At 57.2% G+C, this 22,561-nt stretch carries 20 protein-coding genes; 12 read left to right on the top strand and 8 right to left on the bottom strand.

What is annotated here, in order from left to right:
• Positions 1 to 214 precede the first annotated feature (214 nt).
• Positions 215 to 991 carry an EAL domain-containing protein gene (locus D7S44_RS10370; protein ID WP_120454563.1) on the bottom strand — a complete coding sequence of 259 codons (777 nt, stop codon included), beginning with the start codon at positions 989 to 991 and terminating at the stop codon, positions 215 to 217.
• A gap of 706 nt (positions 992 to 1,697) precedes the next feature.
• A complete protein-coding gene (gene speA / locus D7S44_RS10375) occupies positions 1,698 to 3,674 on the bottom strand; it encodes a biosynthetic arginine decarboxylase (protein ID WP_120454565.1) in 1,977 nt (658 codons plus the stop codon).
• A gap of 809 nt (positions 3,675 to 4,483) precedes the next feature.
• On the opposite strand from speA, the gene metK reads away from it, so the two are divergent.
• From metK to ruvX, 8 genes are all read left to right on the top strand, one after another.
• Positions 4,484 to 5,635, top strand: coding sequence for a methionine adenosyltransferase (metK, locus tag D7S44_RS10380; protein WP_081140879.1), 1,152 nt, complete (start codon positions 4,484 to 4,486; stop codon positions 5,633 to 5,635).
• 434 nt (positions 5,636 to 6,069) lie between these two features.
• Positions 6,070 to 7,467, top strand: coding sequence for a sugar porter family MFS transporter (locus D7S44_RS10385; protein ID WP_120455116.1), 1,398 nt, complete (start codon positions 6,070 to 6,072; stop codon positions 7,465 to 7,467).
• A 125-nt stretch (positions 7,468 to 7,592) separates the two neighbouring features.
• A complete protein-coding gene (locus D7S44_RS10390; RefSeq protein WP_120454567.1) occupies positions 7,593 to 8,105 on the top strand; it encodes a SprT family zinc-dependent metalloprotease in 513 nt (170 codons plus the stop codon).
• A 77-nt stretch (positions 8,106 to 8,182) separates the two neighbouring features.
• Positions 8,183 to 8,890 carry a deoxyribonuclease I gene (gene endA, locus D7S44_RS10395; protein WP_120454569.1) on the top strand — a complete coding sequence of 236 codons (708 nt, stop codon included), beginning with the start codon at positions 8,183 to 8,185 and terminating at the stop codon, positions 8,888 to 8,890.
• 73 nt (positions 8,891 to 8,963) lie between these two features.
• On the top strand, positions 8,964 to 9,695 hold the full coding sequence (gene rsmE, locus D7S44_RS10400) for a 16S rRNA (uracil(1498)-N(3))-methyltransferase (RefSeq protein WP_120454571.1): 732 nt from the start codon (positions 8,964 to 8,966) through the stop codon (positions 9,693 to 9,695).
• Positions 9,696 to 9,811: 116 nt separating this feature from the next.
• Positions 9,812 to 10,756 carry a glutathione synthase gene (gene gshB, locus D7S44_RS10405; protein WP_120454573.1) on the top strand — a complete coding sequence of 315 codons (945 nt, stop codon included), beginning with the start codon at positions 9,812 to 9,814 and terminating at the stop codon, positions 10,754 to 10,756.
• An 81-nt stretch (positions 10,757 to 10,837) separates the two neighbouring features.
• Positions 10,838 to 11,401 (top strand): YqgE/AlgH family protein, encoded by a 564-nt coding sequence (locus tag D7S44_RS10410; RefSeq protein WP_120454575.1) that lies wholly within the window; start codon positions 10,838 to 10,840, stop codon positions 11,399 to 11,401.
• Positions 11,401 to 11,817 carry a Holliday junction resolvase RuvX gene (ruvX, locus tag D7S44_RS10415; protein ID WP_081140873.1) on the top strand — a complete coding sequence of 139 codons (417 nt, stop codon included), beginning with the start codon at positions 11,401 to 11,403 and terminating at the stop codon, positions 11,815 to 11,817. The genes D7S44_RS10410 and ruvX overlap by 1 nt, the downstream gene beginning before the upstream one ends.
• A gap of 9 nt (positions 11,818 to 11,826) precedes the next feature.
• Here ruvX and D7S44_RS10420 read toward each other — a convergent pair whose 3' ends face one another.
• The gene (locus tag D7S44_RS10420) at positions 11,827 to 12,852 is read right to left on the bottom strand and encodes a type IV pilus twitching motility protein PilT (RefSeq protein WP_120454577.1); all 1,026 of its coding nucleotides are present in this window, start codon (positions 12,850 to 12,852) and stop codon (positions 11,827 to 11,829) included.
• 16 nt (positions 12,853 to 12,868) lie between these two features.
• On the opposite strand from D7S44_RS10420, the gene D7S44_RS10425 reads away from it, so the two are divergent.
• From D7S44_RS10425 to hemW, 4 genes are read left to right on the top strand one after another with little or no spacing between them, the layout of a single operon-like run.
• Positions 12,869 to 13,576 (top strand): YggS family pyridoxal phosphate-dependent enzyme, encoded by a 708-nt coding sequence (locus D7S44_RS10425; protein ID WP_120454579.1) that lies wholly within the window; start codon positions 12,869 to 12,871, stop codon positions 13,574 to 13,576.
• A gap of 12 nt (positions 13,577 to 13,588) precedes the next feature.
• A complete protein-coding gene (locus tag D7S44_RS10430; protein ID WP_120454582.1) occupies positions 13,589 to 14,143 on the top strand; it encodes a YggT family protein in 555 nt (184 codons plus the stop codon).
• A gap of 17 nt (positions 14,144 to 14,160) precedes the next feature.
• Positions 14,161 to 14,754 carry an XTP/dITP diphosphatase gene (locus tag D7S44_RS10435; protein ID WP_120454584.1) on the top strand — a complete coding sequence of 198 codons (594 nt, stop codon included), beginning with the start codon at positions 14,161 to 14,163 and terminating at the stop codon, positions 14,752 to 14,754.
• Positions 14,747 to 15,886 carry a radical SAM family heme chaperone HemW gene (gene hemW, locus D7S44_RS10440; protein ID WP_120454586.1) on the top strand — a complete coding sequence of 380 codons (1,140 nt, stop codon included), beginning with the start codon at positions 14,747 to 14,749 and terminating at the stop codon, positions 15,884 to 15,886. The genes D7S44_RS10435 and hemW overlap by 8 nt, the downstream gene beginning before the upstream one ends.
• A 37-nt stretch (positions 15,887 to 15,923) precedes the next feature.
• On the opposite strand, the gene D7S44_RS10445 is transcribed toward hemW, so the two are convergent.
• The 5 genes from D7S44_RS10445 to D7S44_RS10465 all read right to left on the bottom strand — a co-directional run bounded on the left by D7S44_RS10445 (position 15,924) and on the right by D7S44_RS10465 (position 22,437).
• Complete coding sequence (locus tag D7S44_RS10445) at positions 15,924 to 16,994, bottom strand: ABC transporter ATP-binding protein (protein ID WP_120454588.1); 1,071 nt, start codon at positions 16,992 to 16,994, stop codon at positions 15,924 to 15,926.
• On the bottom strand, positions 16,987 to 18,756 hold the full coding sequence (locus D7S44_RS10450; RefSeq protein ID WP_120454590.1) for an ABC transporter permease: 1,770 nt from the start codon (positions 18,754 to 18,756) through the stop codon (positions 16,987 to 16,989). Before D7S44_RS10450 ends, D7S44_RS10445 begins: the two co-directional genes overlap by 8 nt.
• 71 nt (positions 18,757 to 18,827) lie before the next feature.
• Positions 18,828 to 19,916: an ABC transporter substrate-binding protein gene (locus tag D7S44_RS10455; RefSeq protein ID WP_120454592.1), complete on the bottom strand. Its 1,089-nt coding sequence runs from the start codon at positions 19,914 to 19,916 to the stop codon at positions 18,828 to 18,830.
• 174 nt (positions 19,917 to 20,090) lie between these two features.
• The gene (locus tag D7S44_RS10460; protein WP_120454594.1) at positions 20,091 to 20,792 is read right to left on the bottom strand and encodes a response regulator; all 702 of its coding nucleotides are present in this window, start codon (positions 20,790 to 20,792) and stop codon (positions 20,091 to 20,093) included.
• Positions 20,785 to 22,437 (bottom strand): ATP-binding protein, encoded by a 1,653-nt coding sequence (locus D7S44_RS10465; protein WP_120454596.1) that lies wholly within the window; start codon positions 22,435 to 22,437, stop codon positions 20,785 to 20,787. The genes D7S44_RS10460 and D7S44_RS10465 overlap by 8 nt, the downstream gene beginning before the upstream one ends.
• Positions 22,438 to 22,561: the final 124 nt, after the last annotated feature.

Below are 22,561 nucleotides of genomic sequence, written 5' to 3' on the forward strand. Positions count from 1 at the left end.
TTAATATTCATAAAAATGCCCGGCATCCTGAGATCCCGGTTTATCCGTGAATAACGCTGTGTGCTATTCACTCCCCTCTTTGTCGATCCCATCCTTTTGACGAAATCGCTCTGAGCCGTGTTGAATCTTTATCCTGGTGAGGGAATCACTTTTATTTGTTTTAATAACCGCAATGGGCTAGCCCGCTTCCGTAATAACAGGAGCAGGCGGCATATCACAAAAAGTTTCGGTAGTGTGTTATTGCAGATCGTTGATTTTTTAGCGCTCCGGACAGCGGAACGTTTACAGATTGATCAATAAAATCATCTAAATATGCTGTGTTCCAGCAACGCCCTTGCAAACCAGCCGCCTGCTTGCTCGTCGCCATTTCCAGCTGTTGCTGCGTATCTACACCCTGAATAATGACGCCCTTGCAGAAATCATTGACGTGATTAAGCAACGTATCAAAGGCGTAGCCTGTGCCATATTTCCAGAAGAAGCTGCGACTGATTTTCACATATTCAACTATTCCGCTGCTCAGCATAGATAAGGTCGAACTGCCTGCGCCGAAATCATCAAGCCATAATAACGCCGGGGTAATACCTGCCAGTTTTTGCAGCAGCAGGCGATCGGCGGCGTGATAACGCGCAGTGAAAAAGGCGGAAATTTCGAGACGTAACAAAGGCAGCTGATCGAGTTTTTGCTGAACCGCGTGGTTATTCAGAATGCCGCGAATAATATCGCTGTCGATATTAAGGCTGAGAACAGACGAGAAACCAGACTGATAAAGCGCATCGATCCGTTCGAGCTGCAGCAAAAACAACTGCCATTTTTCCGCCTCAAGCAGGCGGTCAAATAGCCGGTGCCCGCTGTCGGCATCTGCCTGAACGGCACTTTCGTTCCCCTGCATGCAGCGCGTCAACAGCTCCCACGCCATCACTTCCCCGGAAGGGGCATGAATCGGTTCGAGCAGAAAGACGTAATGCTGACGAAGATGTAGTTGGCGACCCATGCTGCTGCTACCTGATCCACCCGATAAGTCAGCTACCTGAAAACAGCAACGGAAATGTCAGGAAAACTCATGTGAACGTTAAGAAAACCCAGAAGATTCTTAACACCTTAACCTGATGCTAACGTACAACTTACATTTTGAAAAATAGATTTAAGCCAAACCAGAAGAAATTTTCAATAGCCAAAACCAATCAAAAATGTTTTTTAAAAAGGTTTTTTAGAATTAAAGGGTCATAAAATATGCTTAAAATTAATTATTTCATCGACCTTGACGAATTAATAATTAATTACTCACCTGATTTTATTAAAAAATAATTTAAGGTGTCGCCCATAAACATCACTTTATCTGATAAATATTACTGGAAACCATGATTACAGTAAATTCCATTAAAAACCGTAAAACGCACGCAATCCACAAATTTTGCTTTAGCTATAAACTTTAATTTAATTAATGCATACACAATGAATGAAGGTTGAATACTCGACAGTAATTTACTATTTCAGCCAGTTTCAAACGGCACGGCTGGTAACGCCTCGTTTTTTCTGAAAAATTCCGCGACGCAGAAATGACCTACAAAATAAAGGGTCTTAAAGAAACTTAACGCAGCGTTAAACAGTGATGGCGATCACAAAGTCAGCAAAAAGCGGATAAGGGGGCGGGAAAGTGAAAAGCTGAGCCTCTGGCGAGGCCCAGCGTGAAGCGTTAATTATTCATCTTCGAGATAGGTATAGCCGTACAGACCGCTTTCAAACTCTTCCAGGAACTGCGCGCGCAGTTCGTCGTCAATATCGGTCTCTTTAACCTGATTACGGAACAGCGTCATCAGCTCGTCCGGATTAAGCTGCACGTACTCCAGCATATCCGCCACGGTATCACCCTCATCCGACAGCTCCACTTCGACTTCGCCGCCCGCACGCGCATAGACGTTGACCGCCTCGGTATCGCCGAACAGGTTGTGCATATTGCCGAGAATCTCCTGATAAGCACCCACCATAAAGAAGCCGAGCATCGGCGGGTTCTCAGGATCGTACTCTGGCATCGGCATCGTGGTGGCGATACCGTCGCCATCAACGTAGTGGTCGATAGTGCCGTCGGAGTCGCAGGTGATATCCAGCAGCACCGCGCGGCGCTCCGGCTTTTTATGCAGCCCTTCCAGCGGCAGCACCGGGAACAGCTGATCGATACCCCAGGCATCCGGCATCGACTGGAACAGCGAGAAGTTAACGTACATCTTATCCGCCATGCGCTCCTGCAACTCGTCGATAATCGGACGGTGCGCGCGGTTGCTCGGATCGAGATGCTGCTGAATATAGTGGCAGATGCTGAGGTAAAGCTGTTCCGCCCAGGCGCGCTGCGACAGATCGTAAGTGCCGGAGGCGTAGCCGGTGTGGATATCGTGGAGATCCATCTGGCTGTCGTGCAGCCACTCGCGCAGCGAACGACGCACGTTTGGTTCGTGCATCTCCTGCCAGGTTTCCCACATGCTAAGGATCGGGCGCGGCGCCTCTTCCTGCGGTGCCTGCGGCGTGATGAACTCATTACGCTCTACGCCGATAATGTTGGAGACCAGCACGGTATGGTGCGCGGTCACGGCGCGGCCCGACTCGGTGATCACCGTAGGATGTTCCAGCCCATGCTCTTCGCAGGCATCGCCAATCGCCCAGATCACATTGTTGGCGTATTCGTTCAGACCGTAGTTGACCGAGCAGTCAGACTGCGAACGGGTGCCTTCATAATCGACGCCCAGACCGCCGCCGACGTCGAAGCATTTAATATTGACGCCAAGCTTAGCCAGCTCAACGTAGAAACGCGCCGATTCGCGCACGCCGGTGGCGATGTCGCGAATGTTAGCCATCTGCGAGCCGAGGTGGAAGTGCAGCAGCTGCAGGCTGTCGAGACGGCCCGCGTTGCGCATAATCTCTACCAGCTGCAGCACCTGCGACGCCGCCAGGCCGAACTTCGATTTTTCGCCGCCGCTCGACTGCCACTTGCCGGATCCCTGCGACGCCAGGCGCGCGCGGATGCCCAGGCGCGGCACCACGTTCAGACGCTCGGCCTCCTCCAGCACCAGGCGCACTTCAGTCATCTTCTCAATCACCAGATAGACTTTGTGGCCGAGCTTTTCGCCAATCAGCGCCAGACGGATATATTCGCGGTCTTTGTAGCCATTACAGACGATAACCGTGCGGGTTTTGCCCGCGTGCGCCAGCACCGCCATCAGCTCCGCTTTCGATCCCGCTTCGAGACCCAGCGGTTCGCCGGAGTTAACCAGCGACTCGATTACGCGCTTATGCTGGTTGACCTTAATGGGATAGACCAGGAAGTAGTCGCCGCGGTAGCCGTAGGATTCACGCGCGCGCTTGAACGCCGCGTTAATCGAGCGCAGGCGATGCTGCAGAATCTGCGGAAAGCAGAACAGCGCGGGCAGACGCTGGCCCTGGGCTTCGCGCTCTTTCACCAGATTAGCCAGATCGACGCGCAGCGTCGGCTCATCCGGATTTGGACAGACGCTGACGTGGCCGAGTTCGTTGACGTCGTAGTAGTTATTGCCCCACCAGGCAACGTTATAGGTACGCAGCATTTTGCTGGCATCCTGGTCGTTCATTGCAACCTCCTGCATCGAGCGGAGCACACCCTGTTCGCCAGCTGACGAACCCTTGATAGTCTTCATGTCGTCAGACATCACGAACCTCGAATTTCTGTTGGAATGTGAAACAGTTACGCGCTTTCGCCACGCTCTGTCTGTTAATGAGTTGCCGCATAAAACGCTTTGCCCCGTCTGCCTGACGGCGAAGTCAGGATCAAAAAAGCATAAAACTAAGTGTAAAACACCCAGGCCCGTTACGTGTAAATGGACTGCGAATGCATTACGACGTTCACCAACGCGTGCTGGCCGGTAAGAGTGAATAAGGACGTACAGATTAACCGGCGCGCGTGTCGGGCGAATGACCGCAACAGGAGATACGTCGGCAAATCAGAGAAAAAGCAGGAAAGGAGAACGCCAGCGCGCCGGTAGAGCGCAGAGAACCGCAAGAAAGGAAAGCGTGGTTCATTACTTCTGTCACCTCCACACATGTTTTCGCATGTGGAAACAATCTGGGTGAACGTCAGAGAAGCTCTGACAGTGGCTACGCGCGGCGGCGGCGTCCTGATGGATGCGCCAGGGCAGCAGCGGCGTTTTATACCGCCTGACGGCTAAAAATGCAAAGCGTTTCGCTGGTTTGGCGCCGTTTCGCGTCACGTTTTTTTGCCAGGCGGCGCGTTTTCGAAAAATGCGGAAACAGAAAAAGGGCTGGCATTTAGTTCACGCCTTAACCTAAAATAGCCATCCAGATGGTTTTCCATCTAAACTGGTTAACATCCAGGCGTTTTACATCTGACATACTGACACTTCTTAAACTGCTCGCGGCTTTGCCTGAAGGGGCGTCAAGTAAGTTCATCTCACTTACGCTATGCAGTCGAATTCAAACCATTTGTAAGGTAAAGAACAGAATGGCTAAACACCTTTTTACGTCCGAGTCCGTATCAGAAGGACATCCTGATAAAATCGCTGACCAAATTTCTGACGCCGTACTGGACGCTATCCTCGAACAGGATCCCAAAGCGCGCGTGGCCTGCGAAACCTACGTAAAAACCGGTATGGTGCTGGTCGGCGGTGAGATCACCACCAGCGCATGGGTCGATATCGAAGAGATCACCCGTAATACCGTACGTGAAATCGGTTATGTTCATTCCGATATGGGCTTTGACGCCAACTCCTGTGCCGTTCTGAGCGCCATCGGCAAGCAGTCGCCTGATATCAATCAGGGCGTTGACCGCACCGATCCGCTGGAGCAAGGCGCGGGCGACCAGGGCCTGATGTTTGGCTACGCCACTAACGAAACTGACGTGCTGATGCCAGCGCCGGTGACCTATGCGCACCGTCTGGTACAGCGTCAGTCTGAAGTGCGTAAAAACGGCGCGCTGCCGTGGCTGCGTCCGGACGCGAAAAGCCAGATCACGTTCCAGTATGACGGCGGCAAAATCGTTGGTATCGACGCGGTAGTGCTCTCAACCCAGCACGCGGAAGATATCGATCAGGCCACTCTGCGTGAAGCGGTAATGGAAGAGATCATCAAACCGGTATTGCCGAGTGAGTGGATCAACGCCAGCACCAAATACCATATCAACCCAACCGGACGCTTCGTTATCGGCGGCCCGATGGGCGACTGCGGCCTGACCGGACGTAAAATCATCGTAGATACCTACGGCGGCATGGCGCGTCACGGCGGCGGCGCTTTCTCTGGTAAGGATCCGTCAAAAGTTGACCGTTCCGCAGCCTACGCGGCGCGCTACGTTGCGAAAAACATCGTTGCCGCTGGCCTGGCCGACCGCTGCGAGATTCAGGTCTCCTACGCTATCGGCGTTGCGGAACCAACCTCCATCATGGTGGAAACCTTCGGCACCGAGAAGATCTCGACCGAACAGCTGACCCTGCTGGTGCGCGAGTTCTTCGACCTGCGTCCTTACGGTCTGATTCAGATGCTGGATCTGCTGCAGCCGATCTATAAAGAGACCGCCGCTTACGGTCACTTCGGCCGCGAACATTTCCCGTGGGAAAAAACCGACAAAGCCGCTCAGCTGCGCGAAGCTGCGGGTCTGTAAGTTTTTTACTATCAGGCTCTCCTCCTCTTCAGGAGGAGAGCCTTGTTTTTTAAGCGCCTTTTCTTGCCCCTTCCCGCCCCGGTCAGCAATTTTTCTTTTCTCAACTACACTTCTGAGACTCGTCAACAGCAAGCGTGTTACCGATTACAAATTGAAACGCTTTATTTATCTGCTATTTAGGATTTAACCTCCGTGGTTATTCGGCTGAAAATGCGTTATTTTCAGCGTCCTCTGATAGCCGATAATTGACGCCATGTCAGAAACTTAACAGGTGCTATACCTTACTGGTTACTTAACCTTTTCGGGCTGAATATGCTGAATTTCAGGGTTTCGGCGTGTGTAAGCGATTACATTAGCGTGATCGCCCTCACTTTTTCCCCGAGAAAGGTTTTTTAACATTGATAACAACAATGATGGATAAACTCGGAGGCAAAATGCCTGGCAATACTCACAAAAGCAGAACCTCAAACAAGGCGATGACCTTGTTTGTCTGCTTTCTTGCGGCCCTTGCAGGGCTGTTATTTGGACTGGATATCGGCGTTATTGCGGGCGCGCTGCCGTTTATCGCCAAAGACTTTAACGTTACCGCACACCAGCAGGAGTGGATCGTCAGCTCCATGATGTTCGGCGCAGCCGTCGGCGCTGTCGGCTCCGGCTGGATGTCGTCACGTCTCGGTCGTAAAAAGAGCCTGATGGCGGGCGCCATTCTGTTTGTTATCGGTTCGCTCTGGTCCGCCATGGCGCCGAACCCGGAAATGCTGATCGTTGCGCGCGTGGTGCTGGGCCTGGCCGTTGGCGTCGCCTCTTATACCGCTCCGCTCTATCTTTCTGAAATCGCGCCGGAAAAAATCCGCGGCAGTATGATTTCTCTGTATCAGCTGATGATCACCATCGGTATTCTCGGCGCTTATCTCTCCGACACGGCCTTCAGCGCGTCCGGCGACTGGCGCTGGATGCTGGGCATCATCACGATCCCGGCGGTGCTGCTGCTGGTAGGCGTCTTCTTCCTGCCCAACAGCCCGCGCTGGCTGGCGGCTAAAGGCGATTTCCGCGACGCCCAGCGCGTGCTGGATCGCCTGCGCGACACCAGCGAGCAGGCGAAACGCGAGCTGGAAGAGATCCGCGAGAGCCTGAAGATCAAGCAGTCCGGCTGGCAGCTGTTCCAGAGCAACAGCAACTTCCGTCGCGCGGTGTTCCTCGGCGTGCTGTTGCAGGTCATGCAGCAGTTCACCGGTATGAACGTTATCATGTACTACGCGCCGAAGATTTTTGAGATTGCTGGCTTCTCTAATACCACCGAGCAGATGTGGGGCACCGTGATTGTCGGACTGGTCAACGTGCTGGCGACCTTTATCGCCATCGGTCTGGTGGATCGCTGGGGCCGTAAGCCGACTCTGATCCTGGGCTTCCTGGTAATGGCGGCGGGTATGGGCGTGCTGGGCACGATGCTGCATATGGGCATCCACTCGCAGGGCGCACAGTACTTCGCTATCGCCATGCTGCTGATGTTTATCGTCGGCTTCGCCATGAGCGCCGGCCCGCTGATTTGGGTGCTGTGTTCGGAAATCCAGCCGCTGAAAGGCCGCGACTTCGGTATTACCGTCTCTACTGCGACGAACTGGATCGCCAACATGATTGTCGGCGCGACCTTCCTCACCATGCTGAATTCGCTGGGCAACGCGCCGACCTTCTGGGTCTATGGCCTGCTGAACGTCTTCTTCATTCTGCTGACGGTTATGCTGATCCCAGAGACCAAAAACGTCTCGCTGGAGCATATCGAGCGCAACCTGATGTCCGGTAAGAAACTGCGCGATATCGGTTCAAACAACTAATCCGCGCCTGTGCCGGTTAGCGGGCCATCTTACCCGCGCCGCACATGAGCACCAAAAGGCGGGCCGCAAGGCCCGCCTTTTTTATTTGATTGAGTTCCCTTTCGTCGCCCCTTATCCTTTCCTGCATGAAAACGCCCCGACTTCCTATCGCCCTGCAGCAGGCAGTAATGCGCTCGCTGCGTCATTTTTTACAGCTTGCCAGCGACAGGCTGGAGCGCCCTTTTGCCGAACCGGCGCTGGTCTACCAGCAGCGCGGCACGGCGGCTGGCACCGCCTGGCTGGAGAAGTGGGAGATTCGCCTGAATCCGGTGCTGCTGATGGAAAACCAGCAGGCGTTTATCGAAGAGGTGGTGCCGCACGAACTGGCGCACCTGCTGGTATGGAAAGTTTTTGGCCGCGTGCCGCCACACGGCAAAGAGTGGAAGTGGATGATGCAGGAGGTGCTTGGCGTGCCCGCGCGCCGTACCCATCAGTTTGAGATCGCCTCGGTGCGCGCCGCGACTTTCCCCTACCGCTGCGGCTGCCAGCAGCATCACCTTACCGTCCGGCGCCACAACCGCGTACTGCGCGGCGAAAGCGAGTATCGCTGCGTGCGTTGCAAAAACCTGTTAAAACCCGGCGACTATTCGCCAGCCTGAGCGGAATTCTCATTCCGCTCGCCGCGCCGTTCTGCTACCCTGCCGCCCTTTTTTACCGACCGAGTAGATTCTGGAAAATGTCTCGCAAACTTATCGCCGCCATGGCGCTGCTGTTCTCCCCTCTCGCCGCCCAGGCGCTCTCGCTGACCGACTATCATCAGAATAACTTTCAGCAGGCGAAAACCTTTGCTGCGGCGATTAATGCCGATGCGCCCGGCTCCTTTTACTGCGGCTGCAAGATTAACTGGCAGGGTAAAAAAGGCGTGCCCGATCTCAACAGCTGCGGCTATCAGGTGCGGAAAAACGCCAACCGCGCCGGGCGCATCGAATGGGAACATGTGATGCCCGCCTGGGAGTTCGGCCATCAGCGCCAGTGCTGGCAGAACGGCGGCCGTAAAAGCTGCAGCAAAGACGCCGACTATCGCCGTATCGAAAGCGACCTGCATAACCTGCAGCCCGCGATCGGCGAGGTGAACGGCGATCGCGGCAACTTCGCCTACAGCCAGTGGAACGGCGGCGAAGGCCAGTACGGCCAGTGCGCCATGAAGATAGACTTCAAAAACAAACAGGCCGAGCCGCCGGCTCGTGCTCGCGGCGCAATCGCGCGCACCTACTTCTATATGCGCGACCAGTATCATCTGCGTCTGTCGCGTCAGCAGACTCAGCTTTTCACCGTCTGGGACAAGCTCTATCCGGTCTCCCGCTGGGAGTGTGAACGCGACCAGCGCATCGCGCGCGTGCAGGGCAATCACAATCCTTATGTGCAGCAGGCTTGCCAGCGTTAAAAACAGTGCCCTACACTAACGTCTTCTCGATTCCGCCGCGCCGGGTGCGCGGCGCTCAGCTTTCAGGGCCTGTATGCGCATACCTCGCATTTATCATTCCGAACCTTTAACCAGCGGCAGTGAAATTACGCTGGACGAAGACGCCTCAAATCACGTTGGCCGCGTTCTGCGCATGACCACCGGCCAGCGTCTGGAGCTCTTTGATGGCACTAATCTGACTTTTGCGGCAGAGATCACTCTTGTTGATAAAAAGCGTGTAAAAGTAACTGTCCTTGAAGGCCAGCCCGACGATCGTGAATCGCCCCTGTTTCTGCACCTCGGCCAGGTGATGTCGCGCGGCGAAAAGATGGAGTTCACTATCCAGAAATCGATTGAACTGGGCGTGAGCGTAATTACGCCTCTCTTTTCCGAACGCTGCGGCGTCAGGCTTGATGCCGAACGGCTGGCGAAAAAACTTCAGCAGTGGCAAAAGATCGCCATCGCCGCCTGCGAACAGTGCGGCCGCAATCGCGTGCCGGAAATTCGCCCGGCGATGACGCTGGAGGCCTGGTGCGCAGAAGCCGACGACGGCCTGAAGCTGAATCTGCATCCGCGCGCGCAGCACAGCATCAATACGCTGCCGCAGCCGGTTGAGCGGGTTCGCCTGCTGATTGGTCCGGAAGGCGGCCTGAGCGCCGAGGAGATCGCCATGACCGGCGAGTACGGTTTTACCGATATTTTGCTCGGCCCGCGCGTTTTGCGCACGGAAACGACCGCGCTTACCGCGATTACGGCACTCCAGGTGAGGTTTGGCGATCTCGGCTAGGGAATAATCAGGGTTTATATTAAGACGCGCACAGCACTTACTGGCGTCCTGACTGGTCAGCCTGCGCTGACCGCACAGAACGGGGCGGAAGAAGCCGCCTCTCTGAGGAGAGAATAATGATTAAACTTGGCATCGTTATGGACCCGATCTCGTCCATTAACATTAAAAAAGACACCAGCTTCGCCATGTTGCTGGAAGCACAGCGCCGCGGTTATGAAATTCACTACATGGAGATGGCCGATCTCTCTCTGCGCGGCGGCGTTTCTTATGCCCGCACTCGCCTGCTGAGCGTCGAACAGAACTATGATAAATGGTATGAGTTCGGCAGCGAGCAGGAGATCAAGCTGGCCGACCTCAACGTGATCCTGATGCGTAAGGATCCGCCGTTCGACACCGAGTTTATCTACGCGACCTATATTCTGGAGCGCGCCGAAGAGCAAGGCACGCTGATCGTCAACAAGCCGCAGAGCCTGCGCGACTGTAACGAGAAGCTCTACACCGCCTGGTTCTCGGAATTTACGCCGGATACGCTGGTGACGCGCAGCAAAGAGAAACTGCGCGCCTTCTGGCAGGAGCATGGCGACATTATTATGAAGCCGCTGGACGGCATGGGCGGCGCGTCGATTTTCCGCGTTAAGCAGGATGACCCGAACTTCGGTGTTATCACCGAGACGCTGACCAACCACGGCCAGTTCTTCTGTATGGCGCAGAACTATCTGCCAGCCATCAAGGAAGGCGACAAGCGCGTGCTGGTGGTAGACGGCGAGCCGGTGCCTTACTGCCTGGCGCGTATCCCGCAGGGCGGCGAAACACGCGGCAACCTGGCGGCAGGTGGGCGTGGCGAAGCGCGTCCGCTGAGCGAGAGCGACTGGGAAATTGCCCGCCGCGTCGGCCCGACGCTCAAAGCAAAAGGACTGATTTTTGTCGGCCTGGATATCATTGGTGATAAACTCACTGAAGTGAACGTCACCAGCCCGACCTGCGTGCGTGAAATCGAAGCCGCATTCCCGATCTCCATTACCGGTATGTTGATGGATGCTATCGAGAAGCGTCTGGGCTGAGCATGACCCTGGAGCCAGGCTCCGTGATCAACCCAAACCGGCGCATACCCGCGCCGGCTATTTTTGGTATATCGAGTGAGAATGAATTTACAGCATCATTTTTTGATTGCCATGCCTTCCCTGCAGGATCCCTTTTTCAAACGCTCCGTAGTCTATATCTGCGAGCACAATGAAGAGGGGGCGATGGGTTTGATTATCAACAAGCCGATGGAAAACCTGACGGTCGAAGGCATTTTAAAGAAGCTGAAAATTACCTCCGGCGAGCGCGATCCTGCGGTTCGTCTGGACAAACCGGTTTTCAGCGGCGGCCCGCTGGCTGAGGATCGCGGCTTTATTCTTCACTCCGCGCAGCGCACCTTCTCGTCCAGCATCCGCATCTCCGACAACACGGTGATCACCACCTCACGCGATGTGCTGGAGTCGCTCGGCACCGCTTCACAGCCGGAGCATGTGCTGGTGGCGCTGGGCTACTGCGCCTGGGAGAAAGATCAGCTGGAAAACGAGCTGATGGAGAACGCCTGGCTTACCACGCCTGCCAACAGCAATATTCTGTTCCAGACGCCGATTGCCGATCGCTGGCGCGAAGCGGCGCGCAGCATAGGCATCGATATCCACAGCATCGCCAGCGATGCGGGACACGCCTGATGACGACGCAAACCCTGCTGGGCTTCGACTTCGGCACGAAAAGCATCGGCGTGGCGGTCGGCCAGCAGCTTACCGGCAGCGCGCGCCCGCTTGCCGCCCTGAAAGCGCAGGACGGCACCCCGGACTGGCTGCAGATAGAGCGCCTGCTGAAAGAGTGGCAGCCCGATTTCGTTGTGGTCGGCCTGCCGCTGAATATGGACGGCACTGAACAGCCGCTCACCGCGCGCGCGCGTAAGTTCGCCAGTCGCCTGCATGGCCGCTTCGGCGTTCGCGTCGAGCTGCAGGATGAGCGCCTCAGCACCGTAGAGGCGCGCGCCGGTCTGTTTGAGCGCGGCGGCTATCGCGCGCTGAATAAAGGCTCGGTGGATTCGCAGTCGGCGGCGATTATTCTGCAGGACTGGTTCGAAACTCACTGAGGCGACAGCTCAGGCGGACCACCCGCCCTCGCCCGTCTCGGCCGCAATCAGCCCTTCCCGCTGGCGCGCCAGCAGGCTCTGCTCAAAGGTCTGCATACCGGCCTGCGCGCCGGTTTGCAGCAGCGCGCCGATTTGATGCAGTTTGCCGTCGCGGATCAGGCTGGCAATGGCGGGCGTGGCGATCAGCACCTCAAACAATCCGATGCGTTCGCCGTCGCGCGACGGCACCAGCTTCTGCGCCATCACCGCTTTCAGGCTGCCCGCCAGCTGCGTGCGCACCAGATTTTTCTCCTCCGCAGGAAAGAGATCCACCAGGCGATCGACCGCCTGCGCCGCGCCGCGCGTATGCAGCGTGGCGAGCACCAGATGGCCGGTTTCGGCGGCGGTAAGCGCCTGGCGGATGGTGTCGCTGTCGCGCAGCTCGCCCAGCAGAATAACGTCGGGGTCTTCACGCAGCGCGCCGCGCAGCCCAAGGCTGAACGAAGCGCAGTGCGCGCCAATCTCGCGCTGCTGGATCAGCGAGCGCTGGCTCTGGTGGACAAACTCGATGGGATCCTCCAGCGTAATAATGTGCTTTGCCTGCTGGCGATTGATGACGTCAACCATTGCGGCGAGCGTGGTCGATTTTCCGCTGCCGGTCGCGCCGGTTACTAAAATCAAGCCGTTATCCATTTCCAGCCAGCGCGGCACCGCAGGCGGCAGGCGCAGGCTTTCCAGCGTCGGACAATGGGTCGCCAGCGTACGCAGCGCCAGCGACAGCCCCTGCCGCTGGACAAACAGATTGCCGCGCACCCGCTGACCGGCGGCAAGGGAGAGCGCGAAGTCGGTTTGTCCCTGCGCCGCCAGCTCATCACGCTGCCGCGGCTCCAGATATCGCCCGGCGAAGCGCTCCAGCCAGTCGGCCGTCAGCGGCGCGAGATCGGGAATGCGTTCCAGTCTGCCGTGGCGCCGCCAGCGCGGGGAATGTCCGCTGCACAGGTGCAGATCGGCGGCATTATGTTTTACACTAAGCGCCACCATTTCCTCCAACTCCATAGATAGCCTCCTGACGATGACCTCAATCCAGCACAACCTACAGCAACTGCGTCAGCGTATCCGCGCTGCCGCGACGCAATGCGGGCGCGATCCAGAAGAAGTTACGCTGCTTGCCGTGAGCAAAACCAAACCTGCGAGCGCGGTCGAAGAAGCTATCGCCGCCGGACAGATCGCCTTCGGCGAAAATTACGTGCAGGAAGGGGTTGAAAAGATTGCAGCGCTGGCCGCACATCCTCAGGTGGAGTGGCACTTCATCGGCCCGCTGCAGTCGAATAAAAGCCGCCTGGTGGCGGAGCATTTTGCCTGGTGCCATACGGTGGACCGCCTGAAGATCGCCCAGCGTCTGAGCGACCAGCGTCCCGCCTCGCTGCCGCCGCTGAATGTGTTGATTCAGGTAAATATCAGTGACGAAAACAGCAAATCTGGCATCATGCTGGAGGATTTGCCTGAGCTGGCGCAGCAGGTCGCCACGCTGCCGCAGCTGCGCCTGCGCGGCCTGATGGCGATTCCGGCGCCGGAAAGCGACTATTCGCGTCAGCTGGCGGTGTGCCAGCAGATGGCTGACGCTTTTCGCCAGCTGAAGCAGCACTATCCCGACGTCGATACGCTTTCTCTGGGAATGAGCGACGACATGGAAGCGGCGATTGAAGCTGGCAGCACCATGGTGCGTATCGGCACCGCGATTTTCGGCGCGCGGGACTATGCGCGCAACCCACAACAATAATTGAGGAACCTCATGTTAACACTGACGTTTTTAGTCAAAACGCTGATCGACCTGTATGTAATGGTGCTGCTGCTGCGCATCTGGATGCAGTGGTCGCGTTGCGATTTTTACAACCCGCTGTCGCAGTTCGTCGTCAAGATCACCCAGCCGATTATCAAGCCGCTGCGCCGCGTTATTCCAGCTATCGGCCCGGTGGATACCGCCTCGCTGTTGCTGGCGTTTGTGCTGACGACGCTGAAATACCCGATTTTGCTGCTGATCCAGGTCGGCGCTTTCTCGGTCGATCCGGCCAACCTGCTGGTCGGCCTGCTGTCGCTGGTGAAATCCGCCGGCTACCTGGTGTTCTGGGTGATTATCGTTCGCTCGCTGATGAGCTGGATCAGTCAGGGACGCGGCCCGCTGGACTATGTGTTGATCCAGCTGACTGAGCCGCTGATGGCGCCGATTCGCCGCATGCTGCCTGCGATGGGCGGCATCGACTTTTCCGCGATGATTGTGATCCTGGTGCTCTATGCGCTGAACTTCCTCGGTATGGACCTGTTTCCAGGCCTCTGGTTTCTGCTGTAAATATGACTGGAACTGCTATGCAAAAAGTTGTGCTCGCCACCGGTAATCCCGGCAAGGTACGTGAACTGGCGGATCTGCTCTCCGCCTTTGGCCTGGATATTGTGGCGCAAACCGATCTGGGCGTGGAGTCGGCGGAAGAGACCGGCCTGACCTTTATCGAAAACGCCATTCTGAAAGCGCGTCACGCCGCGCAGATTACCGGCCTGCCCGCCATCGCCGACGACTCCGGCCTGGCGGTGGATGCGCTGGGCGGCGCGCCTGGCATCTATTCGGCGCGCTACGCTGGAGAAGCGGCCAGCGATCGGGAGAACCTCGAGAAGCTGCTGCAGGCAATGGATACAGTGCCGGACGGCGCACGCCAGGCGCAGTTCCACTGCGTGCTGGTCTATCTGCGTCACGCGGAAGACCCGACGCCGCTGGTGTTCCACGGCAGCTGGGCGGGCGAAATCACTCGCTCAGCGGCGGGTGAAGGCGGCTTCGGCTACGATCCAATTTTCTACGTGCCCGAACTGGGCAAAACCGCCGCCGAGCTAAGCAAAACGGAAAAAGGCGCGGTTTCTCATCGGGGCAAAGCATTGACGCTGCTGCTGGAAGCGATGCGCAATGCCTGATTTACCGCCGTTAAGCCTCTATATCCACATTCCGTGGTGCGTGCAGAAGTGTCCCTACTGCGACTTTAACTCCCATGCGCTCAAAGGCGAGGTGCCGCACGTTGAGTATGTGCAGCACCTGCTGCGCGATCTGGAAAATGACCTGCCGCTGACCCAGGGGCGCGAAGTGCGCACAATCTTTATCGGCGGCGGTACGCCAAGCCTGCTCAGCAGCGAGGCGATGCAGATGCTGATGGACGGCGTGCGTGCGCGTCTGCCGCTGGCGGCGGATGCGGAGATTACCATGGAGGCCAACCCTGGCACCGTAGAGGCGGACCGCTTCAGCGCCTACCAGCGTGCCGGGATTAACCGTATCTCTATCGGCGTGCAGAGCTTCAGCCCGCAGAAGCTGGAGCGGCTGGGGCGCATCCACGGCCCGGAAGAGGCGAAACGTGCCGCGCAGCTGGCTGAGGGGCTGCATCTGCGCAGCTTCAACCTCGACCTGATGCATGGCCTGCCCGATCAGTCGCTGGAGGAGGCGCTGAGCGACCTGGAGCAGGCGATTGCGCTTAATCCGCCGCACCTCTCCTGGTATCAGCTGACCATCGAGCCGAATACGCTGTTTGGCTCGCGGCCGCCGGTGCTGCCGGACGACGACGCGCTGTGGGATATCTTCGAGCAAGGGGATCGTCTGCTCACCGCCGCGGGTTATCAGCAGTATGAGACCTCCGCCTATGCGAAGCCGGGCTACCGCTGCGAGCATAACCTTAACTACTGGCGCTTCGGCGACTACCTCGGCATCGGCTGCGGCGCGCACGGCAAGCTGACCCAGCCGGACGGGCGCATCGTGCGTACCGTGAAGACGCGTCATCCGCGCGGCTTTATGCAGGGCCGCTATCAGGAGAAGCAGTATGAAGTCGCCGACGACGAGAAGCCGTTCGAATACTTTATGAACCGCTTTCGCCTGCTGGAAGCGGCGCCGCGCGAGGAGTTTACCCGCTACACCGGCCTGAGCGAGAGCAGGATCCGACCGCAGATGGATGCGGCGATCGCGGCTGGTTACGTAGCGGAAAGCGCGACGCACTGGCAGATAACGGATAAAGGCAAACTGTTTTTAAACTCGCTGCTGGAGCTTTTTCTGGCGGAGGAGTAAGCGCAGGCAACCGGGGCGGCGAAAGCCGCCCCTGACGTTATGATTTCGGGAAGATCCACAGATGGTTTTCGGGTAACGCCAGCCGGCAATGCTGAGGGTCGCGCACCTCATTGCCATAGGCGCGGATAACAAAGTCATCGCCTGCGGTGCGGAACAGATACTCCCAGCGGTCGCCAAGATACATGCTGGTCAGCAGCGGCAGTTCCAGCTGATTTTCACCCGCCCCCTCTACCAGCCTTACGCGCTCCACCCGGATCACCGCCGTGGCCTCCTGACCGTTTTGCACCCCTTCGCCTGCAATGCCCCACAGCGCCCAGCCTTTGCCCTCGATACGCGCTTTGCCGTCGCGCAGCTCGGTGATTTTACCGTGCAGCCGGTTATTGCTGCCCATAAACTCCGCGGTAAACAGCGTCCTGGGCGATCCGTACATCTCCTGCGGCGTCCCCTGCTGCTCAATCTTGCCGTTATTAAGCAGCAGGATGCGATCGGAAATCGCCATCGCCTCATTTTGATCGTGCGTCACCATCAGCGCGGAGAGGCCCAGCTTGATAATCAGCTCACGCAGAAAGACGCGCGCCTCTTCGCGCAGTTTGGCGTCCAGGTTCGACAGCGGCTCATCCAGCAGGATAACGGGCGGGTTGTAGACCAGCGCGCGGCCAATCGCTACGCGCTGCTGCTGCCCGCCGGAAAGCTGATGCGGATGGCGTTTGCCGAGGTGGCCCAGCCCCAGCTGGGTCAAGACGTCCTGCACCCGCTGGTTGATCTCCGCGGAAGCCACTTTGCGCAGCTTTAACGGGTAGGCCACATTCTCAAACACCGTTTTATGCGGCCACAGCGCGTATGACTGAAACACCAGCCCCAGGTTGCGCTCTTCCGCCGGGATTTCGCTGCGCGGCGTACCGGCATACACCTGTTTTTTGCCGATGGTGATATTGCCCTGCGTCGGTTTTTCCAGCCCGGCGACGGCGCGGAGCAGCGTGGTTTTGCCGCTGCCGGAGGGGCCAAGCAGCGAAACCACCTCGCCGCGCTGTAAGTTCATGGAGACCCCTTTCAGAACCGGGTTGTCGCCGTAGGTTAAATGCAGATTCTCAACCGATAATTCAATCATGTAATTTAACTCCAAATCGCAGGGCAATACCCAGGCCTACCACCACCAGCAGGATGTTAATAAAGGAGAGCGCAGCAACGATATCGATGGCGCCCGCCGCCCACAGGGAAACCAGCATCGAGCCGATGGTTTCCGTACCGGGCGAGAGCAGATAGACGCCGGTGGAGTATTCGCGTTCGAAAATCAGGAACATCAGCAGCCAGGAGCCAATCAGGCCGTAGCGGGATAGCGGAATAGTGACGTGGCGCGTAATCTGCCCGCGCGTAGCGCCGGTGCTGCGCGCCGCCTCCTCCAGCTCCGGCCCTACCTGCAGCAGCGTTGAGGAGATCAACCGCAGGCCATAGGCCATCCACACCACGGTGTACGCCAGCCAGACGCTGAAGATGGTGCTGCGCAGCGAACGCAGCCAGACGATCAGGTTATCGCGCAGCCATTGCGACCAGGCGAAATCGGACAGCCAGCCCGACTTAAGCGAGTTATCCAGCCACAGCGGCAGAAACAAAAAGACCCAGAGAAACGCCAGGCCCGCCAGCAGCCCCGGCACCGCACGCGGTACCAGCACGCTGTAGTCAAGGAAGCGCGTGGTGTTGTCAGGTTTACGGTGCATGGCGATGCCGATAAACAGGTAACATCCCACCGCTAAAGCGCCACCGATAACGCCAATCGCCATTGAGTTGACGATGGCGCGCAGCAGGTTCGGCTGCGCCCAGATGGTCTGGAAAGTTTTGATCGACAGCTCGTCCCACAGCGAGACGCCGACGCCCCAGTTGGAGATAAAGGCGCGCAACACCACGCCCAGCAGCGGCACGCCGATGGTCACGGTCAGCCAGAACGCCACCACCGCGCCCGCTACCCAGCGCCATTTCCCCAGCGGCAAGGCGCGCGCCTGCGACGCTTTGCCCTTCAGGGTCACGAAGCGGTTGGCGGTGCGCATCAGACGGCGTTGCAGCATTACCAGCGGAACAGTAATACAGATCAGCACCACCGCGACCGCCGCCATCAGATGATAGGAAGGCGTGCCGAGTTTATTGGTCAGCTGGTAGAGATAGGTCGCCAGCACCATGTTGCCTTCAGGGTCGCCCAGCACCAGCATCAGGCCAAACACCTCCAGCCCGAGGAAGAACAGCAGCACGATGGCATAGAGAATTGAGGGCCGTACCATCGGCAAGCTCACCGCCGTCATAACCTGCAACGGCGATGCGCCGGCGATGCGCGCGGCCTCTTCCACATCCGATCCCACGCTGCGCAGGGCTGAGGAGATATAGAGATAGGCATGGGGAACGTGTGTCAGACCCGCAATCACCACGATGCTCGACATGTCGTAGATATTCCAGGGCACAAAGCCCAGCAGGGACTGCGCCCACAGCGAGAAGAAGCCGACCGGCCCGGCCGCCACCACATAGCCGAACCCCAGCACCATCGGCGAGACGAAAATCGGCACGAGGATCAGCGGCTCAATAAAACGTCTTCCCGGCAAATCGGTACGCACCATCAGGAAGGCGAGAATGCCGCCCAGCGGAATGGCGATGATCACCAGCCCAAAGGCCAGAATAAAGCCGCTTCTCAGCGCCTTGTAGAAATCGGGGTCGGTAAAAATAAATTCAAACGACTCCAGGCTCCACTCTTTTGACGGTGCAAAGAACGGTGCGGATAAAAAGCTCTGTATGACGATAAAAGAGAGCGGAACGTAGATAACCAGCGCGGTTAACAGCACCACGACGCCGCGCGGCAGGCTTTGCCACTTTCTGCGCAATGCATTCATATTGAGACCCTGAATGGCGAAATCCTGAGAAAGAGAAGCGCGACGCAGCGGGCCGCGCTTCCGTACAGCCGTTATTTACCGGCGGCTGCGCGCCACTGCTTGATATAATCCAGACGTTTTTTCGGTTGCAGGTACTCCAGCAGGCTTTCGTCAACCGGGATAGGCTTCAGCGCGCTGCCTAACATTTTGGTCAGGCCATCAATGTCGTTTTTGCCTTCGATATCATTACGCAGGGAAGGAATATCGGCCTGACTGGCCAGGATGCTTTGCCCTTTCTCAGAGAGCACGTAATCCAGCCACAGCTTTGCCGCATGGCTGTTTTGCGCTTGCTGGCTAATAAACGAGACGCGCGACAGCACCAGCGTGTAATCCTTCGGCCAGGCGATACCCAGCGAAGGATCGGTTTTGGCGCGCGCTTCAGCGTAGGAGCCAAGGATGTTGAAACCGATCAGGTTTTCGCCCGAAGAGACCCTTTCCATCATGGTGCCGGTTGAGGACTGCACCGCTAAGCCGCCCTTCGCCACATCTGCCAGAGTCTGGAAGTAGTGCGGATCCGTTTTGGAATCCTGCACTGACAGCATGAAGCCCAGACCCGATTTTTCAATATCGTAGGTGGTGACTTTGCTTTTGAATTTATCGGTCTGGCTGGCGATTAACTTCGCCAGCGCGGCGTGCGAATCGGGCACGTCGCCAGCGGGGATCAACCGTTTGTTATAGATAAACACTACCGGCTCATAGGTGGTGCCGTAAGCCTTGTTTTTCCACACGGCCCACTTCGGCAGCTGCGCCAGTTCAGGCGACTGGTACTCTTGCGCGTAGTCGGTCGCCAGCTTCAGGCCGGTGTCCATTGAGGAGCTCCAGACCACATCGCCGCTGGTGCCGCCGGAGGCTTGCTCGCTGATAAAACGGTTGTACAGCTCGGTGCTGTTCATATCGTTGTATTCAACTTTAATGCCGGGATAGGCCGCTTCGAAACCCTTGATCAGCGGCCCGGCAGCTTTCGTGTCGGTGGTGGAGTAGATCACGACCTTGCCTTCTTTGGTCGCGGCATCGATAACGCTTTGATAGTCCGCCGGATAGCCCTGCGGCGGCGCGGAGAAGGCTGAGCAGGAGAAGAATACGGTAGCGGCAACCAGAGAGAGAGAATAATTTTTCGTCATTATATTTAACCTTTTAGTTACACTCAGGGAACTAAGGCTCAACATAAACGATCGATTCAGGCAGGCAAGAGGTGACGGTTCGTTATCTTCGCGAAGTGTGATTATTGGCGTTTTTTCGGCAATTAACACCATTAAAACCACGTCAGCGTCACGCACGGCTTGCGCGCGATCACACTATTTTGTGGCGGTAATTTTACGATAGAGCCGCCGCGGATGGCCGATATTGCCATACTGCATCTCAACGCCGATAAAGCCGATCTCCACGCAATATTCCAGGTAACGGCGACCGGTGGTTTTGCTGATCCCCACGCTCTCCACCACCTGCTCTACCGACCAGCTGCTGTCAGGTGCATCGCTAAAAAAATCTTTCACCCGCGTCAGAGTCAGCGACTCAATACCTTTCGTCGAAGGAGCCGCCGGCCCCTCGCTGGAGGGCAGATTAAACAGCTTATCCAGCGCATGCTGATCAACATTTTTCATTTGACTCATTGAGTGCACCAGCAGCATAAAGCGCTCCAGCGAGGCGCGCAGGCGGTGAAAAAAGACCGGTTTAAGCAGGTAGTCGAGCGCGCCGCTGCGCATCGCATGGCTACAGGTTTGCATATCGCTGGCGGCAGTGATGAAAATCACCGAGCATTCAAAGCGTTTCAACAGCGGATCGTCGATCAGCGTTACGCCCTGGCCGTCAGGCAAATAGTTGTCGAGCAGCACCAGCCGCGGCTGATGCTGCTCGATCAGCTGGCGCGCCTGCTCCAGCGTGGCCGCAATGCCCACCACGCGCAGATGAAAATGCTGCTCGATAAACTCGCGATGTAAATCGGCCAGATGCGGCTCATCCTCCACAATCACGACATTGAGTGCCTTCGCGTTATTCATGGGAAACTCCTGTCGAAGCGGCGGGCTGGAAGGGAATAAAAATCGAGAAGATGGTGCCCTGCGGCGAGTTGTTGGCGATTTCGATGCTGCCGCCCGCCTGATGAACGTAACCTGCCGCCAGATAGAGGCCGATACCGTGTTCCGAGCCCATCAGGTCATCGCCGCTTGAGGGCTTGCTGCTTACGCCCTGCTTAAAAAGATGCGGTTTTAGCTGCTCATCCACGCCGCAGCCTTGATCGGCGACTTCAATCAGCACTTCATGGTTGCGATCGGAGATATAGAGTTCGACCGGCGGCGCTGGCCTCTCCACGTTAAGCGTCGCGTCTACGGCATTATCCAGCACATTCCCCACCACCGACATCAGCGCCGTTTCGCTCATCGCCGCGGGGATGCGGGTCAGCTGGCAGGCAGGGTCGAATTTCAGCTCAACGCCTTTTTCCCGCGCGCTGACATATTTCCCCAGCAGCAGCCCGCACAGCGCTGGCGAAGTGAAGCGCGCCGAGACAAAATCGAGCACCTGCTGCGCCCCGGCAGACTGCGCCTGGATATAGCGCATCGCATCGTCGTAACGCTGCATCTGCAGCAGGCCCACCAGCGTGGCGGTCCAGTTAAGCTGCTCATGGCGCATGATGCGCAAATTATCCGCATAGCGCTTCACCTGACTCAGCTGGCTGCTCAGGGTATTGATATCGTTTTTATCGCGGAAGCTGCAGACCCAGCCGCCTGGCTCACCGGGTTCGAGATCGATAGCCACCCGGTTGACGATAACCTGGCGCTGGTTCAGTACGGTTATCTGATCGTGATGGCGGCCGTTCTCCGCTTCGGCGCGCTGGCTCAGAAAGGCGGGATGGACCTGCAGCACCTCATGGAGCGGTTTGCCCAGCAGCTCTCGCTCGCTCCGATCGATATCCAGCAGCTCTCTGGCGGCGCGATTGATTAAAATCAGCTGCATCTCGGCGTTAACGGCAAACACGCCTTCATACATCGCCTCAAGCAGCGCTTTTTGCTGCAGCACCAGCAGCGCGATATCTTTTGGCTCCAGCCAGAACATCTGCTTCTTGAGGTTGCGGCTAAAGACCCATGAAAAAATAAACAGCAGCAGAAGCAGGGCCAGCCCATACAGGCTCGCTTGCCACAGCAGTCTGACATTAATGTTGGCGATCCAGGAGGTGAGATAACCGACCGAAACGATGCCGATAACCTGATGCCGGGCGTTAAAGATCGGGGCTTTACTGCGCAATGAAACGCCGATTCCCCCTTTGCGTACTGAAATAATGGTTTTCCCCTGCAGCACCTCTGCATTATCGCCGCCAATCAGCGGCAAATTCAGGCGCTCTGGCGATTCTGAATGGTAGAGATGCTGCTCATGCACATCGCCGATCACGATGTAGCTGGCGTCGCTCTGACGGCGCAGAGGCTGAATCAAACGGGCGATCCCTGCGATATCACGGTTCTCGACCGTCTCTGCCAGGCCGGGCATCAGCGCAATCTGGCTCGCCTGAACGCGCGCGCGCTGCCCCAAATCATGGTGCAGCTGCCGGTCAATAAAATGAAACAGGATAGCACCCAGCAAAGCCAGCAGCAGGCAGGAAAAGAGCACCAGCGAGAGAAAGAGCTTCACCTGAAAAGGTAATCTGCGTTTCATATACTTTGTAGCGGAGCGAGGCATAGGCGAAGACTATCACGCGAAAAGAGCGCGGATGACCGGCTAAAGCCAGAGTTGTGAACTGGCTACAATCTCGGGTAGAAGCTGGCCCGAGGGCCGTGGA

The sequence above is a fragment of the Pantoea piersonii genome, assembly GCF_003612015.1.
In the GTDB taxonomy this organism is placed as follows: Bacteria; Pseudomonadota; Gammaproteobacteria; order Enterobacterales; family Enterobacteriaceae; genus Pantoea; species Pantoea piersonii.

Coding starts and splice junctions, on each gene's coding strand:
- hemW (WP_120454586.1), top strand. CDS start 14,747: ATGCCTGATTTACCGCCGTTAAGCCTCTATATCCACATTCCGTGGTGC.
- D7S44_RS10455 (WP_120454592.1), bottom strand. CDS start 19,916: ATGACGAAAAATTATTCTCTCTCTCTGGTTGCCGCTACCGTATTCTTC.
- D7S44_RS10420 (WP_120454577.1), bottom strand. CDS start 12,852: ATGGAGTTGGAGGAAATGGTGGCGCTTAGTGTAAAACATAATGCCGCC.
- gshB (WP_120454573.1), top strand. CDS start 9,812: ATGATTAAACTTGGCATCGTTATGGACCCGATCTCGTCCATTAACATT.
- speA (WP_120454565.1), bottom strand. CDS start 3,674: ATGTCTGACGACATGAAGACTATCAAGGGTTCGTCAGCTGGCGAACAG.
- ruvX (WP_081140873.1), top strand. CDS start 11,401: ATGACGACGCAAACCCTGCTGGGCTTCGACTTCGGCACGAAAAGCATC.
- endA (WP_120454569.1), top strand. CDS start 8,183: ATGTCTCGCAAACTTATCGCCGCCATGGCGCTGCTGTTCTCCCCTCTC.
- D7S44_RS10425 (WP_120454579.1), top strand. CDS start 12,869: ATGACCTCAATCCAGCACAACCTACAGCAACTGCGTCAGCGTATCCGC.
- D7S44_RS10385 (WP_120455116.1), top strand. CDS start 6,070: ATGCCTGGCAATACTCACAAAAGCAGAACCTCAAACAAGGCGATGACC.
- D7S44_RS10465 (WP_120454596.1), bottom strand. CDS start 22,437: ATGAAACGCAGATTACCTTTTCAGGTGAAGCTCTTTCTCTCGCTGGTG.
- D7S44_RS10370 (WP_120454563.1), bottom strand. CDS start 991: ATGGGTCGCCAACTACATCTTCGTCAGCATTACGTCTTTCTGCTCGAA.
- D7S44_RS10390 (WP_120454567.1), top strand. CDS start 7,593: ATGAAAACGCCCCGACTTCCTATCGCCCTGCAGCAGGCAGTAATGCGC.
- D7S44_RS10410 (WP_120454575.1), top strand. CDS start 10,838: ATGAATTTACAGCATCATTTTTTGATTGCCATGCCTTCCCTGCAGGAT.
- D7S44_RS10435 (WP_120454584.1), top strand. CDS start 14,161: ATGCAAAAAGTTGTGCTCGCCACCGGTAATCCCGGCAAGGTACGTGAA.
- D7S44_RS10460 (WP_120454594.1), bottom strand. CDS start 20,792: ATGAATAACGCGAAGGCACTCAATGTCGTGATTGTGGAGGATGAGCCG.
- metK (WP_081140879.1), top strand. CDS start 4,484: ATGGCTAAACACCTTTTTACGTCCGAGTCCGTATCAGAAGGACATCCT.
- D7S44_RS10450 (WP_120454590.1), bottom strand. CDS start 18,756: ATGAATGCATTGCGCAGAAAGTGGCAAAGCCTGCCGCGCGGCGTCGTG.
- D7S44_RS10430 (WP_120454582.1), top strand. CDS start 13,589: ATGTTAACACTGACGTTTTTAGTCAAAACGCTGATCGACCTGTATGTA.
- rsmE (WP_120454571.1), top strand. CDS start 8,964: ATGCGCATACCTCGCATTTATCATTCCGAACCTTTAACCAGCGGCAGT.
- D7S44_RS10445 (WP_120454588.1), bottom strand. CDS start 16,994: ATGATTGAATTATCGGTTGAGAATCTGCATTTAACCTACGGCGACAAC.